Annotated in this window: 17 protein-coding genes; 8 read left to right on the top strand and 9 right to left on the bottom strand. The window is 46.8% G+C overall.

What is annotated here, in order from left to right; genetic code table 11:
• Positions 1-26: 26 nt before the first annotated feature.
• Positions 27-548 (bottom strand): GNAT family N-acetyltransferase, encoded by a 522-nt coding sequence (locus GO755_RS20295; RefSeq protein ID WP_157587117.1) that lies wholly within the window; start codon positions 546-548, stop codon positions 27-29.
• A gap of 75 nt (positions 549-623) precedes the next feature.
• Between GO755_RS20295 and GO755_RS20290 the strand changes: the two genes are divergently transcribed.
• The 3 genes from GO755_RS20290 to bioD all read left to right on the top strand — a co-directional run bounded on the left by GO755_RS20290 (position 624) and on the right by bioD (position 3,667).
• Positions 624-1,655, top strand: coding sequence for a quinone oxidoreductase family protein (locus GO755_RS20290; RefSeq protein WP_157587247.1), 1,032 nt, complete (start codon positions 624-626; stop codon positions 1,653-1,655).
• A gap of 184 nt (positions 1,656-1,839) precedes the next feature.
• Positions 1,840-3,018 carry an aminotransferase class I/II-fold pyridoxal phosphate-dependent enzyme gene (locus tag GO755_RS20285; RefSeq protein WP_157587116.1) on the top strand — a complete coding sequence of 393 codons (1,179 nt, stop codon included), beginning with the start codon at positions 1,840-1,842 and terminating at the stop codon, positions 3,016-3,018.
• Positions 3,019-3,028: 10 nt separating this feature from the next.
• A complete protein-coding gene (gene bioD, locus GO755_RS20280) occupies positions 3,029-3,667 on the top strand; it encodes a dethiobiotin synthase (protein WP_157587115.1) in 639 nt (212 codons plus the stop codon).
• Here the strand turns inward: bioD and GO755_RS20275 are convergent.
• Positions 3,632-4,453, bottom strand: a complete 822-nt coding sequence (locus GO755_RS20275) for an aminotransferase class IV (protein ID WP_157587114.1) — start codon at positions 4,451-4,453, stop codon at positions 3,632-3,634. The two genes, bioD and GO755_RS20275, sit on opposite strands and share 36 nt — an antisense overlap.
• 125 nt (positions 4,454-4,578) lie before the next feature.
• On the opposite strand from GO755_RS20275, the gene GO755_RS20270 reads away from it, so the two are divergent.
• From GO755_RS20270 to arsB, 5 genes are read left to right on the top strand one after another with little or no spacing between them, the layout of a single operon-like run.
• Positions 4,579-4,908 carry an ArsR/SmtB family transcription factor gene (locus GO755_RS20270; protein WP_157587113.1) on the top strand — a complete coding sequence of 110 codons (330 nt, stop codon included), beginning with the start codon at positions 4,579-4,581 and terminating at the stop codon, positions 4,906-4,908.
• Between the two features lie 60 nt (positions 4,909-4,968).
• Positions 4,969-5,481 (top strand): DUF6428 family protein, encoded by a 513-nt coding sequence (locus tag GO755_RS20265; protein WP_227687014.1) that lies wholly within the window; start codon positions 4,969-4,971, stop codon positions 5,479-5,481.
• A 60-nt stretch (positions 5,482-5,541) separates the two neighbouring features.
• The gene (locus GO755_RS20260) at positions 5,542-5,994 is read left to right on the top strand and encodes an arsenate reductase ArsC (protein ID WP_157587112.1); all 453 of its coding nucleotides are present in this window, start codon (positions 5,542-5,544) and stop codon (positions 5,992-5,994) included.
• 2 nt (positions 5,995-5,996) lie between these two features.
• Complete coding sequence (gene arsN2 / locus GO755_RS20255; protein WP_157587111.1) at positions 5,997-6,446, top strand: arsenic resistance N-acetyltransferase ArsN2; 450 nt, start codon at positions 5,997-5,999, stop codon at positions 6,444-6,446.
• Positions 6,443-7,507 carry an ACR3 family arsenite efflux transporter gene (gene arsB, locus GO755_RS20250; protein WP_157587110.1) on the top strand — a complete coding sequence of 355 codons (1,065 nt, stop codon included), beginning with the start codon at positions 6,443-6,445 and terminating at the stop codon, positions 7,505-7,507. Before arsN2 ends, arsB begins: the two co-directional genes overlap by 4 nt.
• Before the next feature lie 184 nt (positions 7,508-7,691).
• On the opposite strand, the gene GO755_RS20245 is transcribed toward arsB, so the two are convergent.
• The 7 genes from GO755_RS20245 to GO755_RS20215 form a co-directional block, all read right to left on the bottom strand.
• On the bottom strand, positions 7,692-9,578 hold the full coding sequence (locus GO755_RS20245) for an aldolase/citrate lyase/malate synthase family protein (protein ID WP_157587109.1): 1,887 nt from the start codon (positions 9,576-9,578) through the stop codon (positions 7,692-7,694).
• A gap of 151 nt (positions 9,579-9,729) precedes the next feature.
• Positions 9,730-11,001 (bottom strand): MFS transporter, encoded by a 1,272-nt coding sequence (locus GO755_RS20240; protein WP_198174875.1) that lies wholly within the window; start codon positions 10,999-11,001, stop codon positions 9,730-9,732.
• Between the two features lie 34 nt (positions 11,002-11,035).
• On the bottom strand, positions 11,036-12,511 hold the full coding sequence (locus tag GO755_RS20235; RefSeq protein ID WP_198174874.1) for an NAD-dependent succinate-semialdehyde dehydrogenase: 1,476 nt from the start codon (positions 12,509-12,511) through the stop codon (positions 11,036-11,038).
• Between the two features lie 2 nt (positions 12,512-12,513).
• On the bottom strand, positions 12,514-13,641 hold the full coding sequence (locus GO755_RS20230; protein ID WP_157587108.1) for a zinc-dependent alcohol dehydrogenase family protein: 1,128 nt from the start codon (positions 13,639-13,641) through the stop codon (positions 12,514-12,516).
• Between the two features lie 77 nt (positions 13,642-13,718).
• On the bottom strand, positions 13,719-14,660 hold the full coding sequence (locus GO755_RS20225; RefSeq protein WP_157587107.1) for a D-2-hydroxyacid dehydrogenase: 942 nt from the start codon (positions 14,658-14,660) through the stop codon (positions 13,719-13,721).
• Between the two features lie 56 nt (positions 14,661-14,716).
• Positions 14,717-15,334 carry a YhcH/YjgK/YiaL family protein gene (locus GO755_RS20220; protein ID WP_157587106.1) on the bottom strand — a complete coding sequence of 206 codons (618 nt, stop codon included), beginning with the start codon at positions 15,332-15,334 and terminating at the stop codon, positions 14,717-14,719.
• A 117-nt stretch (positions 15,335-15,451) separates the two neighbouring features.
• On the bottom strand, positions 15,452-16,624 hold the full coding sequence (locus GO755_RS20215) for a beta-propeller fold lactonase family protein (RefSeq protein WP_157587105.1): 1,173 nt from the start codon (positions 16,622-16,624) through the stop codon (positions 15,452-15,454).
• Positions 16,625-16,713 lie beyond the last annotated feature (89 nt).

The raw sequence follows: 16,713 nt of genomic DNA, 5'->3' as shown, positions 1-16,713 counted from the left end.
CCAGGCGGTAAAATTAAGACGAACTGTTAAATTAATTTTGTCACATCAGGCCACACATATCGGTAAACGTCTGATGAGCCTCCGTCTGCGGTTTCGTGCGTAATTAACTCCTGATTGATTGCACCTAAATTTTCATAGAATTTTTGTGCACTGGTATTTTGCTGTAACACCCATAAAAAGAATCCGGATTCTGGATTTTTAGCATAGGCCCATCGCGCAGCTGATTTAATTAGCACAGTACCAACGCCCTTTCCTTTTTGTTCAGCATGAACGTGCAGATTGTCGAGGAGCGTTCCCCAAACAGGATCTTCATTGGCGTATATACAGGCAAAGCCACAGATTGTTCCTTCCAATTCAGCTACGATAATGTTCTGATTTGGAGTAGGTTGATTCAATCGTTTTTGCCATACCGCTCGTCTGTTTTCAAGTACCGGCCCATTCAAAAACTCATCTCTCCAAATACCTCTGTAGTTTTGCTGCCAACTCAGGCTATGTAATTGGGCGATCTGTTCCGAATCGTTGGCAGTAGCCTCTCTATAAGTAATCATAACTTAGTAAGACGTAGTTGGGCAAATATAAAAAGCCCTTCATTGCCTTTTCATCCTACAATTATGAATCAATCCATGAAAGCCGTTTATCTCGAAGGCATTCACCAGCCTGTTCACCTTATTGACGCGCCAATACCAACTGCCGGCCCAGACGAAGTACTGATAAAACTTCAGGCAGCTTCTCTGAACCACCGCGACGTGTTTGTGCAACAAGGTTTGTATCCGGGAATCAAATTGCCCGTCATTTTGGGCTCCGATGGTGCTGGGGTGGTTGTCGATAGTGGTGAAGGTGTTGATCCTGCCTGGCAAGGACAAGCCGTTATTATCAATCCGGCCATGAATTGGGGTGATAACCCAAAGTTTTATGGTGCCGACTTTCAGATTTTGGGGATGCCTGCCAACGGTACCTTTGCCGACTATGTGGTTGTAAATAGTCGATACATTCATCACAAACCACAGCATCTGACCTTCGAGCAGGCTGCTGCGCTTCCCCTGGCGGGTCTGACAGCCTGGCGGGCGTTGATGACAAGGGCGGGATTGAATAAGAACGGAGTGAAAGCCCCCGAAAAAGTACTGATTACGGGCATTGGTGGTGGAGCTGCTTTGTTTGCCTTACAATTCGCTGTAGCTGCCGGGGCGGAGGTTTGGGTAACATCGGGGTCTGACGAAAAATTGGAAAAAGCGAAAGAACTGGGAGCCGTAGGAAGTATCAACTACCACCAGCCTGATTGGCATAAAGCTCTTTTGGCGCAAGCGGGAGCAGGGCGGCTTGGTTACTTTGATGTAATTATCGACAGCGCGGGTGGACCTGGTTTTGCTAAATTGATTGATGTTGCGGCTCCGGGTGGACGAATTGCTTTCTTTGGCGGAACTACAGGTAACATCACCGATGTAATTCCACCTAAAGTATTTTTTAAGCAGCTATCTATTTTCGGCACAACTATGGGGACCGAAAGTGAGTTTTCCGACATGATTCAGTTGGTAAGTGATCAACAGATTGTGCCTGTTTTAGACGAGATTTTTCCCTTGTCCGACATAGAAACAGCAATGCAGAAAATGAACACGGGTAAGCAATTCGGTAAGATCATACTCTCAATTGGTAACTAATTGGTAGGTATGTTAACCTTCTAGTTTTATTTGTAGCTGTTTGGTTTATTCTTTAACCTAAGTATTTCCTTTAACCAAAGTTATCCACAGTCAATTTGTGGATAACTAAGGACTTACGCACATTTTCATAGTTGATGCTCTACAACTGCATATCATTCAACAGGGTCGGTTTACCTTTGTAGTTATGGCTACATTGACACACTCAGTTGCTCAACTAGTATCAGAACGATTAGCAGTTTATAAGCACAAAGGTCTACTTCGCCAACTCCGAACCGCTGATGGTTTAGTTGACTTTTGCTCGAATGACTACCTGGGTTTTGCCCGATCAGCCGAACTCAAAGCAGCTATTCAGCAAGCTGATGTTGCACAAACGCGTGCTCGTACTGGTGCTACCGGCTCCCGACTGCTGGCGGGTCAAACTATCCTGGCCAATGTAGTTGAGGAAGAATTGGCTCGATTTTACGGTACAGAAGCTGCTCTTATTTTCAATTCTGGTTACGATGCTAATCTCGGCTTGTTATCCTGCTTACCCAGATTGGAGGACATTCTCCTAACCGATGAGCTGATTCATGCGAGTATGATTGATGGCGCACGGCTCAGTTATGCGACCCGCCACCGTTTTCGTCATAATGATTTGGCCGATGTAGAAGATAAATTGAAGCTAGCTCAGGAATCGCGGAAGAACGGGCAGATATTTGTGGCCGTCGAGTCGGTGTATTCGATGGATGGTGATGTGGCTCCTTTGTGCGAACTGGCCGACCTTTGTGATCGTTACGATGCGGCTTTGATCGTCGATGAAGCTCACGCAACGGGTTTGTATGGCCCAAATGGTGAAGGACTGGTTGCTGCATTGGAGTTGCAGGATCGTGTATTTGCCAGAGTTCATACATTTGGAAAAGCTCTGGGTGTTCATGGAGCGGCTGTTGTTGGTCCAACGGTTCTGCGAGACTACCTTATCAATTTTGCCCGCCCCTTTATTTACACGACGGCTTTGCCCCCTCATAGTCTGCTTGCTATTCGCTGTGCTCATGTGTATGCAACAACCAATACGGATAATCGAACGCAGCTTTATAAACGACTTACCTATTTCCGGCAGCGCGTTAATGAACTTTTGCCCGACGCTGCCTGGACAAACAGCCAGTCGCCTATCCGTTGTTTGCTTGTACCAGGTAATGACCAGGCTCGTTATGTCGCTGCCCAGGCTCAGGCTGCTGGTCTTGATGTGCGTGCTATTCTAAGCCCAACGGTTCCGGCAGGACAGGAGCGTTTACGTTTGTGTATTCATGCGTTTAACACACACGACGAAATAGATCGGCTTTTAATGATTTTACAAACGGCCTTAATTAGTGAGTTCAACGCGTAAATACAATCACATGCCTCCTCAACTTATTGTAGCCGGAATTGGTACTGAAATTGGTAAAACGGTCGCATCGGCCGTATTGGTAGAAGCCCTAAAGGCCGACTATTGGAAACCTGTCCAATCGGGAGAACTGGCTAATTCTGATACGAATGTTGTGCGTAGTTTGATTAGTAATTCAACCTCTTATTTTCATCCGGAAGCCTACCGACTCACACAGCCATTGTCACCTCATGCAGCTGCCGAATTAGATGGGGTCACTATTGACTTAGCTAAAATCAATTTGCCCCAAACCGATCAGCCACTGATTGTTGAGCTGGCTGGAGGATTGATGGTTCCGCTCAATAATCATGAGCTGAATGTTGATCTGGTTAAAAAACTAGGCTTGCCAGTTGTGCTGGTTTCCCGGAATTATCTGGGTAGCATTAATCATACGTTATTATCGGTCGAAGCCTGCCGAAATCGGAATATTCCCCTGCTGGGCATCCTGTTTAATGGACCAACTGTTGACGCTACAGAGTCATTTATTTTGTCTTACACCGGTTTGCCCTGCCTTGGACGAATAGGGCAAGAGGAGGTAGTGACGAAAGAAATTGTCAGAAAATATGCGGTAACGCTACTACCAGGCCTTCACCAGATCGTCAAATCGCTCTAAGAGAAACTTAGATTTTGGTCCTGGATTTCCATCCCCAATAGTTAGTTCGCCAATTTGAACAATAGGTAATACTTTTTTAGTCGAACTGGTTGTGAAGGCCTCTTCGGCATCATAGAGTTCGGAAAGTAATACCGGGCGCTCGTCGACCTGAAAGTCGCTTTGGGCTAACTGAATGATTGTTCGGCGTGTAATGCCATGAAGGATATTTCGGTTGGGTGTAATCAGGCGATCTCCTTTAACAAGAAAGAAATTGCTTCGGCTCAGTTCACTGATTTCGCCCCCTTTTTGATACAGCAAATCGGAAGCCCCGGCCGATTTAATGGCTTGAGCCATGAGAATGACTCGTTTATAATCCGTGCTTTTCACTTCGGCCATTTCCCGAACGTATTCATCCAGAATAACTTTGATGCCCTGTTCGTATTGAATCGGTGGCACTGGGTGAATCGACTCGGTGAGAATTAGCAGGTTTGGACGTTCAATCGAAATGCTATCGGCTGAATAACCTCCCGTCATGACGAACCGAAATGCCACATCGACTCCACCACTTCGCTCAATAAGATTCAGCAAAATGCTGTAGGTTTCGTCCTTACCAAGTGGCAGCGGCAAATGCATTCGGGAGGCCGAGTTCTGAAACCGCTCCCAATACCAATCCCACTGAAATGGTCGCCCGTTGTAGGTTAGGAAATAATCGAACAGACCATACCCCCGAAGTAGGCTGAGATCCGTAATCCCGACGGCAAGCTGGTCGGTGGGGGCAATAGTACCGTTGAAATAGCCGTAATGCATACACGTAGCGTTGGGTTTCCCAGCTTCAAAGATAGGGCAAACGGACTTACTATGCTCAGTGTATGCTGGAGAGAAAAATATGTATCGTAATATTGCGATATATATTTTTCTATTACCTTTATAGCATGGGAGTCACGAAAACCGAAATTTTTACTGCTGAGCAAAACCGCATTGCTGATTTGGGGAAAGCATTTGCTCATCCTGCACGAGTGGCGATACTCCAAATGCTGATTTCCAGAAAAGCCTGCGTTTGCGGTGATCTGGTGGGCGAATTGAGTTTGGCTCAGGCAACCGTTTCTCAACATTTGAAAGAATTGAAACGTATTGGGATTATTCAGGGTGAAATTAACCCACCACGTGTGTGCTATTGCATTAACCCGTCGGTATGGGAAGAAGCCAGACAGGCGTTTGGAACTATGCTCGATTCCTTTATATCGATAACCTGTTGCCCATAATTGGGTAGGTATTTTTTTATTTTCTTCAATCGTAATATTGCGTTTAACCAATAAAAGCTAATGGATCAAACAGAGCCCATGAACTGGCAATCGTTCAAGAACATATTAGATCAGAATGCCGAAAAAGAGCTACAGTTTCAATACGCCGAAAAGCAATTTGTTGATTCTACGTTTCATATCACCGAAATTAAACAGGCACCAATCGTATCAGTAGATTGTGGCGGCCAAATGAATAGCTGGATGGAGATCATAGTCCAACTTTGGGAACCTTCGGAACGACAAACGAGCCGCTCTATGAAAGTAAGTAAGGCTCTGTCAATCATTAATCTGGTTGAAAAGTCGTTGCCCTTAAATCCGCTGGCTACGGTTAAAATAGAGTTCGGCAACTCCAGATTTGATACCCGTCAACTATATCCTGGCGAATTAATAGCGACTGATGAAACCTTCATTGTAAATCTAATTCCCGACTATACCCAATGTAAAGCGCTTACCAGAGGTCAGAGTTGCGGAATAGCAGCGGCTTCAGAATCAACGGATTCCGCATGTTGCACGCCCGAATCTGGCTGTTGCTAAAGCTCCTTATTTTAGAAGATCTTCCTAAAGCATATTAATCATAAACATCTGTGGACTGTAATGAAACAAACCAAAATTCTGGTGCTATGCACGGGCAATTCCGCCCGCTCTCAACTAGCCGAGGGCTATCTTCAATACTTCGGAGGTGATCAGGTAACTGTTTATAGTGCTGGTGTAGCTCCACATGGAGTGAATCCGCTCGCTATTCAGGTAATGGCTGAGGATGGGATCGATATTTCGCATCATACGTCGAACCATGCTGACGAATACGTACATATCCCGTTTGATTATGTTATCACGGTTTGTGACAACGCTCGGGAGCAGTGTCCGTATTTCCCTTCAGCTGGCGAGTTGATTCACCATAGTTTTCCTGATCCGGGCCATACCGCAACGGCTGATCGCCCTGAGGAGGATAAACTGACGTCATTCCGCCGAGTGCGTGATTTGATTAAGGCATATTGTCAGGAATTCATCGAAACCCGTTTGCCTGCAAGCGAATCTACTCTAGGCTAACTATGGCATTGCATATCGAAAACGCTCATCCAGCCGACAAAGCTGCTGTCATTTCCTTGTTACAGCAAGGAAATTTGGTAACCGATGATTTGCCAGGCGATCTTCCCGATTTTGTAATTGCCAAAGAACAAGGTACCTACGTTGGTGTTGCAGGAATTGAGCGATTTGGGCCAATAGCGTTACTGCGTTCCGTAGCTGTTGATCCTCGTTATCAAGGGAAAAAGGTAGGCACGCGGTTGGTTGGCCAATTGCTGGAAATCGCTAAATCAGTTGGATTGGCAGAACTGTATTTAATTACGACAACGGCCGATCGCTATTTTGAGCGGCATGGATTTAGAGTTGTTTCTCGTCAGGACGTACCGGTGGTTATTCAACAGACGCAGCAATTCAGCAATTTATGCCCTTCGTCCGCCATTGTTATGAAACGAATGGTAAATCAGAAAGAAGTATGACATCAGCCAAACTCTCGTTTCTAGACCGTTATCTGACGTTGTGGATCTTACTGGCTATGCTAATAGGAGTAGGCACGGGTTATTTTTGGCCGCAATCACAGAGTTTCATTAACGGATTCAATTTGGGTTCTACGAATGTTCTACTTGCTATTGGACTGGTGCTAATGATGTATCCACCTTTGGCGAAGGTACGTTACAGCGAATTGCCAACGGTGTTTGCGAATACGAAGATTCTAGGACTCTCACTGCTACAAAATTGGGTTATTGGTCCATTACTGATGTTCTTACTGGCGGTAATTTGCCTGCCTGATAAGCCCGAATACATGACGGGTCTGATTCTAATTGGCATTGCCCGCTGCATTGCTATGGTCATTGTCTGGAATGATTTGGCGGGTGGGGACCGACTGTATGCTGCCGGACTGGTAGCCTTCAATAGTATTTTTCAAGTGCTTTTTTATTCCATTTATGCCTGGTTGTTTATCACAGTTTTGCCGCCCCTGTTCGGATTACAAGGCTATGAGGTGGCAATTACCATTGGTGAAGTTGCTCAAAGTGTATTTGTTTATCTGGGCGTACCGTTTCTGGCAGGCTTATTCTCCCGAATTACGCTCACGCGGTTGAAAAGTAACGAATGGTACGACCAGACTTTTTTACCTGCTATTAGTCCGATTACACTCGTTGCGCTGCTCTTCACGATTGTGATTATGTTCAGTCTGAAAGGGCAACTTATCGTCTCTATCCCATTCGATGTGCTACGTATAGCTTTGCCCTTGACGATCTACTTTGCAATTATGTTCTTTTCGGCCTTTTACCTCTCCAAACAAGCCGGAGCCGATTATGCAAAATCGACATCACTTGCTTTCACCGCAGCGGGCAACAATTTCGAACTGGGAATAGCAATTGCTATTGCGGTGTTTGGAATTAATTCTGGTGCGGCTTTTGCCGCCGTGATCGGGCCACTTATCGAAGTACCTGTGCTAATTTTACTGGTCAATTTCGCACGGAAACAAGAAAAAAAGTTTACACCATTCTCTAAAAAGACTTCTCAAGTGCAGCGCTGAGCTATTTCCTTAGCTATGATCTGATGCTACCTCCGGCGCAATGCTTCGCCACGCTGCCGAAAAAAGTCGATTTGGAAATCACCTTTTTCGGTAGCAAAAACGGGTGTATTTGAAGAGATTGGAAGAGAATGACGTGGAATCAGGTTTGGCCAGACTGGCATCCTGATTCCACGTCTATAGCAGTCTAGTCTGCAAAATCAAGGTTTTCGGTGATACGGGTGCCCTTGTTGACCAAGGTATCCATGTATAAGCTGATCCGTTGTTTCGCTACGTCCAGATCCGTGTTATTAAGATTAATATTCAGTAAATCAATAAACCATGGGGGCTTAACTTCACTGAGCATATAGGTGTTGGCAATTTCGCGGGCGATGGGCAGCGTCGTCGTTTTCGACGCATCGAATACGTCCTTGTTGGTAGCTTTCAGAAGTTTGTTATATTCCTGATCCAGTAATTTGTGGTATAGCGCTTCCGAAAAAACATCTCCAGCCTTTGTTCCGGTTTCTGCATCATCTTCGGTGAGAATAGCGCCTTTATGCATCCATTCCCAGAGAATGCTCAACCGAATTTCACCAGTGGCCATGTCTTCCATCAGGTACAAAATGTCATCGTTACCGAAGAAGTCGGCGGGTTTCAGGGCGGCAGCCTGCATGCCCTGCCCAAAGGCATTGCCGTATTGTAAGGCGACGCTCAGCAAATTGCGGGCTCCCCGAATATCGGTTGGCGCGGGTTCGATCAGAATGAGTCCGTCGGCATCCTGTTGAGTATAGGTAAGGCGTGGGAATGCACGGCCTAACTGGTTCGCAGCTCCCACTTTCTCCCAGACGGGCCGGACAATATGGACCATTTTCCAGTGAGCAACCCACTTGCCGCTGGCTCCTTCGCGTTGTTCGCGTTCGGCACCGGCTACCGCCTTTTTCATACTGGCCGAAACGCCTTCTTCTGAGCCGACAGGTATGTTAGGCTCCATACCACCCTGCCACAACGCGAAATTACCGGTACGATCCGGCGTATTGACAGCCCGACGGACGCGGTCTTCATAGTTTCGCATGTAGCCATAAGTCATGGTGATGGCTTCGATATTCGGATTGACGAAGGTTTTATCCCACGCCATCGCATCCGATACACTGTTAATGTAATCCCAGCGACCGGTATTATATCCCACGAAATGCTTCCCGAGAGCCGCCCGGATTTCCATTAACTGATGGGTGGCTTCGAGTTGTTCGACCAATACGTACACCTTAATGGTGCCAACTTCCAGACCAAGGTGATTCTCAAGTGCGCTCAGCAATTCATTCCATACACCAGCCTCTTCGGCCGTCTGGATTTTGGGAAGGTATAGTACGATGGACGACCCGGCACTTTGCAGCGCTTTATAATTATTGACCACGTAAAGCGTCGCATCGACAATAGAAGCGGCCATAGCTACACCCGCTCCATCACGAATGTGCCGGTCGTCGAGGTGAAGGCCCCGAGCCCGAAATATCTTGGTGGTGAAGTCCAGCTGCGTTTCCCAATTGCTGATCGTTTCGCGCCCCAGAAAAGACGTTGCCCAGTTATTGATTTCACCAGCTACTTTTTCGGCTACTTTCAGGAATACCGGATCTTTGTGAATGGCCAGTTTCAAGTTACGCTGATTATCGAGTGACATCGTCGTGATTTGTCCCAGAGCATCTTCACCGTCGAACATCCAGCCATCGGCGCCTGAGAGTAGGGCATAGGCTACGTTTCGAATACTGCTTTCAACGGGTGTGTTGGGTTTAGCCGCTGGGCCTGTTCCCTGAATCCACTGCCGTTGCAAATCAGCAGGGACTACGCCCCCGTCGAAGTTGCCATCGCGGGCGTCCTGCACCTTTATGGTTGTTCCAGGAATCGTACTCGCTGGATCAAGAAAACTGATTCTTGTTTTGCTTTGCTGACGCGCTGCCCGTCGTTGCATGCGCGTGGCCATGACTTCTTTAATACGCTTGTTAAAGTGGGCCAGCGAAGAAAGAGCTGAAAGAGCTTCAGCGGTATACACATCGTTGTAGATGTCCTGTAAGTTGTCTCGAATGCTAATAGTTTGGTCGTTCATACGTCTAAATCAGAATATGCGCAATCTACAAGTTAGTTATGTTGTGTGGTTAACCTATACCCCCGACACGGCTTAGAACTATGATTCTAATCGTAACGTATTACTATATACGTATCGTAAGGCCGTTTCCTAATTTGATGAGCGTTGTAGGCTATTTCTCCAGAAAATTCAAATCTTTTCCGAAGGTCTCTTCCATATTCCAAAGGCCGAGGAAGGCAATGGTGAGTGTTAATAAGCCAAGCAATCCGGCTCCGTCTATAATGCCTAACTCACCTTTGAAAAGCAGAAATAAAGGGGTCATGATGTTAATACTGCCTCGTACAAAATTCGGTACGGTTGTCGCAACGGTGGCCCGGAGGTTTGTGCCAAACTGCTCGGCAGCAATAGTGACAAATAAAGCCCAATAGCCGACGGCAAAGCCCAAACAGCTACAAATGGCGTAGAAGGCTGTCGTTGAGTGTAGGGGTACAAATAAATACACAACGACCAACGCAGCAGTTAAGGCTAAAAACATGCCCAGCACTTTCTTTCGACTGTTGAAATACTGGCTTAAGATACCGCTGGACAAGTCGCCAATGGATAAGCCGATGTATTCCCACATGACCGCCTTTCCGGCAATAATAGGGCCATCCAGATGAAGTTCTTTTCCGAACTCTGGTGAGAAGGTCATCAGAATACCAGCTACAAACCATACGGGCAACCCGATGAGGATACAGCGTAAGTATTTGAAAAACTGCTTTTTTGACGAGAATAAGTGAAGGAAATTTCCTCTGGATACCGACTGCTCTTTCACTTTTGTGAAAATGCCGGATTCAAATACGCTAACCCGCATAATGAGCAGCATCAGGCCCAGTCCACCACCAATGAAATAGGCGTTTCGCCAGGCAAACTGTTCCGCAATGAAGTAGGCCAGCACGGCGCCCAAAAGACCCACCGATGCAACCAGAGAGGTACCGTACCCGCGAATTTCTTTGGGTAATACTTCGGCCACCAACGTAATACCTGCACCCAGTTCACCCGCCAGCCCGATGCCCGCCACCAACCGCAAAATGGCGTATTGATCGACAGTTGTGACAAAGCCATTGGCGATATTAGCCAGGGAATAGATCAAAATAGAGCCAAACAATACCGAGAGACGTCCTTTTTTGTCACCAAGTATCCCCCAGAGAATGCCGCCGAGTAGCAAGCCGCCCATCTGCATGTTAATGAGGAAAATTCCCTGATTTAACATACGATCGTCTGGCACGCCCAAATCTTTCAGGCTTTGAACCCGAACAATACTGAACAACAGCAGGTCGTAGATATCGACAAAATATCCTAGTGCTGCCACGATTACCGGAACCTGAAACAGTTGTCGAGCGATTGAAAACGTCGTCTTCATATCTGTTTTCGGGGAATCGTTTTTGTAGATGGGTTCAATCATGGTTGATGTTAGGTTAAAGGCAGAGTCAAAATTTTCAGTTGATACCTCCGAAACACAGATACTTGATTTCCATAAAGTAATCCATGCCATATTTCGAGCCTTCGCGACCTACGCCCGATTCTTTAACACCGCCAAAGGGTGCTACTTCGGTCGAAATCATACCTTCGTTAATGCCGACCATCCCATAATCCAGGGCTTCGGCGACTCGCCAGCAACGGGAAATATCTTTGCTATAGAAGTACGAAGCGAGGCCGTAGGGCGTATTGTTCGCCAGCCGAATTACTTCCTGCTCATCCGTAAATCGGGCTACGGGTGCTACCGGGCCAAAGACTTCTTCACGGGCAATAATCATATCCGGCGTTATATCGGTCAGGACGGTTGGTTGGAAAAACAAGCCTTCCATCTCATGGCCACCGACAATGACTTTCGCGCCTTTTGATAGAGCATCATCCAGGTGATGCTTCACTTTATTCAGGCCTTTTTCGTTGATTAAAGGGCCCATTTGTGAATTGGTATCCAACCCATTGCCAACCCGAAGGGCAGCTACGGCGTCTGAAAGCTTGCTCACAAATTCATCATACACTTTGTCATGCACATACAGTCGGTTGACGCATACGCAGGTTTGCCCGTTATTCCGGAACTTCGAGGCCATAGCCCCTTTTACGGCTGCATTAATGTCGGCGTCGTCAAATACAATAAAGGGCGCGTTGCCACCAAGTTCCAGCGATATTTTCTTCAGATTGGACGCACACTGGCTCATGAGCAATTTCCCGATAGCTGTTGAGCCAGTGAACGAGAGCTTGCGAACCTTGTTGTTTTCGCACAGTTCCAGTCCAACTTCGGCATTTTTGGACGTAGTGACCGTGTTGTAAACACCTGGTGGAAAACCTGCTTTTTCGGCCAGATGTGAAATCGCCAAGGCTGTCAGGGGTGTTTCGGAGGGCGGTTTTACGATTACCGGACTCCCCGCTGCAAGGGCGGGCCCGACTTTTCGGGTAATCATGGCCAGCGGGAAATTCCAGGGTGTAATGGCCGCGACTACGCCAATAGACTGTTTGATAACAACCAGCCGTTTATCTTTCGTATTGGCCGGAATGACGTCGCCATAAGTACGTTTCGCTTCTTCGGCAAACCACTCGATAAAGGAGGCTCCATAATCGACTTCGCCCAGGCTTTCTGATAGAACTTTCCCACACTCCATTGTCATCAAACGGGCCAGCTCTTCTTTATTCTCCAGAATCAAGCTAAACCATTTTCGGAGCAAGTTGGCGCGTTCTTTGGCCGTCAGATCCCGATAGGCGGGCCAGGCGGCATTGGCCACTTCGATGGCCTCGCGCACATCGGCTTGTCCCATGTCGGGAACTGTGGCAATAACAGCGCCGGTTGCTGGATCGATTACATCAAAGGTTTCTCCGCTGGCTGCATTTACCCACGTACCGTTTACGTATGATTGGGTTCTGATCAGTGAATTCTGTGCCATCTGGTCGGGCGTTGTATTCGTTGCGTTCATGATCAGAAAGTGATTATCTGGCGAATGGCTTCGCCTTTGGCTAATCGTTCAAACCCTTCATTTACATCGTCTAAGCCTAGCTTGTGCGTCATAAGCTTATCGACAGGTAGTCGGCCCGATTGATAGAGCGCGATGTAGGCCGGAATATCCCGAACCGGGACACAACTGCCTATGTAAGAGCCCTGTAAGGTTCGTTCATCGGCAACTAGCTTCGTTGGTGAAAGCTGCATCATTTTGCTGGGGTGCGGTAAACCAGCCGTTACTGTTTTACCACCCCGACCTGTGGCGTTGTAGGTAAATTCCAAAGCGGCAACAACGCCCGCAAACTCAAACCCTATATCTACGCCCCCACGGGTTAAGTCTCTTACCTGCTCTACGGCATCGGCCTGAGAGGAATTAACCGCGACATGGGCACCCAGTTCAAGAGCTTTGTCCAGTTTTTCCTGGTTGACATCGGCAACAATTATTTTACTCGCTCCTCCGGCTAGTGCACCCAGTAAGGCTGCGAATCCGATGCCGCCCATACCTGTAATGAGCACCGTTTGACCGAGCATCAATTTTGCCGTATTGATTACGGCTCCCACCCCCGTCATGATGGCGCAGCCAAACAGGGCGGCAATGTCAAACGGCAATGTCGGATCTATTTTTACGATCGATTTTCGGGAAACGACGGTGTACTCGGCAAAACCGGACACGCCCATGTGGTGATGAACGGGTTGGTGGTGCTGATCTTCCAGCCGGAAGCCACCGCCCAGTAATTCGCCTTTATTGTTAGACGCAAGCCCATTCTCACAAAGTGCCGGACGACCCGTCATGCAGGGCATGCAATGGTTACAGATCGGCAGAAAGGAGAATACAACATGGTCACCCACGGCAAGATCGTGCACATCTGTCCCCAATTCAACGACGACCCCGCAAGCTTCGTGGCCCAGAACCATAGGCATCTGACGAGGACGATTTCCATCAATGACCGATAGGTCGGAATGACAAAGTCCAGCCGCTTTGATTTGTACAAGTACTTCGCCGGTTCGGGGTGCTTGTAATTCAACCTCTTCAATCGTCAGTGGTTTGCTGGTTGTATACGGGCGTTCTTTGCCCATTTCGTGTAAGACGGCTGCTCTAATTTTCATCTGGTTGTTGGTAAGGGTAAGGCCGGGTTTATTGGATTGTCATGTTTAGCCATTGGTGATACCTAATGACCATTGACTCAATTTCGATCATTTAAAAACTCGTCGATGTTGCGGCCCACTTTCTCCATGAGCATCGTCCGCGCTTCAATACTTGCCCAGGTAACATGTGGGCTGAGGGCTAGTCTCGCTTTGTTTTTTACGTGTAAAAGTGGATTTTCCGGGCTAATGGGCTCTTTTGTGAATACATCGATGCCCGCACTTGCAATAAGTCCTTCGTCCAGTGCTTGTGCCAGATCTGCCTCGTTGACAATGCCTCCCCGCCCTACGTTGATCAGGATCGCCGACTTTTTCATTTGTTTCAGGCGATCATAATTCATAAGGTTAGCCGTGTTTTCATTGAGTGGAGCGTGGATGGATACAACGTCAGATGTTGCCAGGAATTCTTCCAATTCCAGTCGCATATAAGGCTGTTGGTTGTTTTGGCCAGAGGTAGAATAGTAAACAACCTCGCAGCCAAAGGCATCGGCAACTTTGGCGACCTGCCTGCCAATAGCACCCAGACCGATAATGCCGAACCGCTTTCCGTTCAACTCCCAGAAACCGTTGCCAAAGTGGGTAAATATGTCGGTTCTGGAATAGTCTCCGTCTTTTACGTAGTGATCGAAATAAGGAATGTTAACCAGCAGGTGAAACAAGATCGCGAAAGTGCCCTGGGTAACGCTCTGGGTCGAATAATCCATGGCATTCTTTACCGGAATACCTCGCTTTTCGGCGGCTGCTTTATCGATATTGTTGGTGCCAGTGGCGGCAATGCATATAAATTTCAGCTTACTGGCCTGTTCAATGATAGCCTTATCGAGTACGACCTTATTGGTAATAACAATGTCGGCGTTCTGAATTCGTTCCAGTGTTTGCTCTGGGCGGGTTGTCTGATAATAGGTTACGTTGCCAAACTTTTCAATTAGGTTAAGATTAGGAATGTCACCCATTGTTTTGACATCCAGAAATACTAACTCCATATTTTTATGAGTTGGTTGTGGGGAAGGAATGTTGATTTTGTGGATTCAAACCTAACCTACATCGCGGCTTTGACTTTGACGACTACTTTTTTCACGCCATCATAACCTTCTACTTTGTTGCTGGGATTATGCGCTTGTTTGGGGGTAGCGATAAAGAAAATACCCGGTTCTGCTACATAAAAGCTTCCATTATCAATCGTATAAAAACCGATATCCTTCGTCGAATTATAATCCTCATTTACCTTCGCACCAGCCACGGGCATTACTCCAATTTGCTCCTTCCCCTTTACGACAAAATGAATGTCGTTATAGGTATGGTGTGCTTCCCACTTTGTGTTTGACATCTCTCTTGGCGGACCTTCGCTGATGGTTGCATAGACATTATCATCGTCGATGGGGTATTTGCCAACTCGGAGCTTCGTGAAATCGGTATCTCTTAAAAACGCAAAGGCTTTATCCCAACCGGCTTTATTGGCATGATATTGCTTCGCAAATTCCTGCTGGTCAATGGTTTCGGATGGTTTTGCCTGTAAGCTATTTAACCAGGTCATATTGTTGTACCATGCCGCAGCCTTTTCCTTTGTCCAGTCGGTAGTTGATTGGGCATACCCTTGACGGAGCAGGGTTATGGTCAATATAAGTGCTAGAAAAACACTGCTTTGTAATGATCTCATAATTTGTTTAGGATTTCGATTAGTCGTTCAAAAGGTAAGTTATGTGCATTTTTTGGCATGGCCGGAGCCATGCCAAAAAATAGACCCTAAACAATGCCAACGCAGGTGAATTTCAACCTAATTCTTTGACGCTTTTTTCACTTGACCAATGCCAAATTGATCACCTGCCGCTACGGCTTTGCCATTAACAAAGTGGATTTCAACCATTTTCTCACTTTGCACATCATTGTGATTCTGATCTTCCAGCGAAGCGACAATTTTACGGGTCTTCACATCAATGACATCGCCAGTTGATGGGTATGCATATTTACCATCCAGGCTAAACGTGATCCAGCCGGGCGTATCTTTTAACGCTATCGTTGTTTTCTGTACAGGTGGCATTACTGTGTTGTCAAAGACATGCAACCGATAATTGGCACCATCGCACAACCAGATTTCCTTTTCATCCGGGGTCATCCCGATGCCATGGCTAGGGCAGCCATGACGTTTTACTTCGCCAATATTCCAGCCTTCAACCACCACACGATGCAGGAATTTTCCGGTTACTAAATCCCCGATTTCAAAACCCAATAATCCATTCACATTCACGTAAACGAGTGTCTGCGAACCGTTAATAGTGAACGGGCGAATATCTGCGCCGAAAGGGCCAACCTGCTTGGTTACCGTATGTGTTTTGGTATCAGCAACGTTTAACATGTTCGATTTAAGACCAGCCAGATACACATAATTGCCATCGGGACCATAAATGGTATTGTGGGAACCCGAGTTGGTCACGATCTTTTTGATCACATCACCCGTTTTGGCATCCACTACGGTCCAGAACTCTTTTTCCAAAGAAGGCATGTAAATAATCTTACCATCGGGCGAAACCGAGATTCGGTCGACGCCCCCTTCATACTGTTTTTCCCACAAAACCTTTTCGGTTGTAATATCCACACATTGAACAGCTTCGAGTGTGCTGATATAAATGCAGTTCAACGATATACTCACATCGACACCTTTCACATTGGAGGGTTTCCCGCTTTTACTAAACCCGGTCGTTTTGATGTATTTCACAAACTTGTGATTGTTATCCATATCAAAGACCTGTATACCATGCCCGCCATAGCCGAGGTAATTCCGGACGCCTGGTGTTGCTACGTATAATAACCGCTGCACCTTTGGCGCTTTTGGGGCCGGTTTGGCGAAATTGGCCGTAAGGTTATCTTTAGAAGAGGATACCCAGGCTGTTGCCGTTATGAGCAATAAGCCGCTTACAACAAAGGAAAGAAGATGCTTTTTCGATTTCATATCTCAAGTTTTTAAAAAGGAATTTGGGAATTTATAAGCCAGGAAAGTACATTTTTTAACCACAGAGGCACAGAGAGAATAAAGGTGTA

It is taken from the genome of Spirosoma arboris (genome assembly GCF_009754945.1).
Classification (GTDB): Bacteria; Bacteroidota; Bacteroidia; order Cytophagales; family Spirosomataceae; genus Spirosoma; species Spirosoma arboris.
This window is presented reverse-complemented; position numbering and strand designations above follow the sequence as displayed.

What these genes read in the sequence shown, in the direction of transcription:
- GO755_RS20295 (WP_157587117.1), bottom strand. Translation starts at nt 548, where the DNA reads ATGATTACTTATAGAGAGGCTACTGCCAACGATTCGGAACAGATCGCC.
- GO755_RS20290 (WP_157587247.1), top strand. Translation starts at nt 624, where the DNA reads ATGAAAGCCGTTTATCTCGAAGGCATTCACCAGCCTGTTCACCTTATT.
- GO755_RS20285 (WP_157587116.1), top strand. Translation starts at nt 1,840, where the DNA reads ATGGCTACATTGACACACTCAGTTGCTCAACTAGTATCAGAACGATTA.
- bioD (WP_157587115.1), top strand. Translation starts at nt 3,029, where the DNA reads ATGCCTCCTCAACTTATTGTAGCCGGAATTGGTACTGAAATTGGTAAA.
- GO755_RS20275 (WP_157587114.1), bottom strand. Translation starts at nt 4,453, where the DNA reads ATGCATTACGGCTATTTCAACGGTACTATTGCCCCCACCGACCAGCTT.
- GO755_RS20270 (WP_157587113.1), top strand. Translation starts at nt 4,579, where the DNA reads ATGGGAGTCACGAAAACCGAAATTTTTACTGCTGAGCAAAACCGCATT.
- GO755_RS20265 (WP_227687014.1), top strand. Translation starts at nt 4,969, where the DNA reads ATGGATCAAACAGAGCCCATGAACTGGCAATCGTTCAAGAACATATTA.
- GO755_RS20260 (WP_157587112.1), top strand. Translation starts at nt 5,542, where the DNA reads ATGAAACAAACCAAAATTCTGGTGCTATGCACGGGCAATTCCGCCCGC.
- arsN2 (WP_157587111.1), top strand. Translation starts at nt 5,997, where the DNA reads ATGGCATTGCATATCGAAAACGCTCATCCAGCCGACAAAGCTGCTGTC.
- arsB (WP_157587110.1), top strand. Translation starts at nt 6,443, where the DNA reads ATGACATCAGCCAAACTCTCGTTTCTAGACCGTTATCTGACGTTGTGG.
- GO755_RS20245 (WP_157587109.1), bottom strand. Translation starts at nt 9,578, where the DNA reads ATGAACGACCAAACTATTAGCATTCGAGACAACTTACAGGACATCTAC.
- GO755_RS20240 (WP_198174875.1), bottom strand. Translation starts at nt 11,001, where the DNA reads ATGATTGAACCCATCTACAAAAACGATTCCCCGAAAACAGATATGAAG.
- GO755_RS20235 (WP_198174874.1), bottom strand. Translation starts at nt 12,511, where the DNA reads ATGAACGCAACGAATACAACGCCCGACCAGATGGCACAGAATTCACTG.
- GO755_RS20230 (WP_157587108.1), bottom strand. Translation starts at nt 13,641, where the DNA reads ATGAAAATTAGAGCAGCCGTCTTACACGAAATGGGCAAAGAACGCCCG.
- GO755_RS20225 (WP_157587107.1), bottom strand. Translation starts at nt 14,660, where the DNA reads ATGGAGTTAGTATTTCTGGATGTCAAAACAATGGGTGACATTCCTAAT.
- GO755_RS20220 (WP_157587106.1), bottom strand. Translation starts at nt 15,334, where the DNA reads ATGAGATCATTACAAAGCAGTGTTTTTCTAGCACTTATATTGACCATA.
- GO755_RS20215 (WP_157587105.1), bottom strand. Translation starts at nt 16,624, where the DNA reads ATGAAATCGAAAAAGCATCTTCTTTCCTTTGTTGTAAGCGGCTTATTG.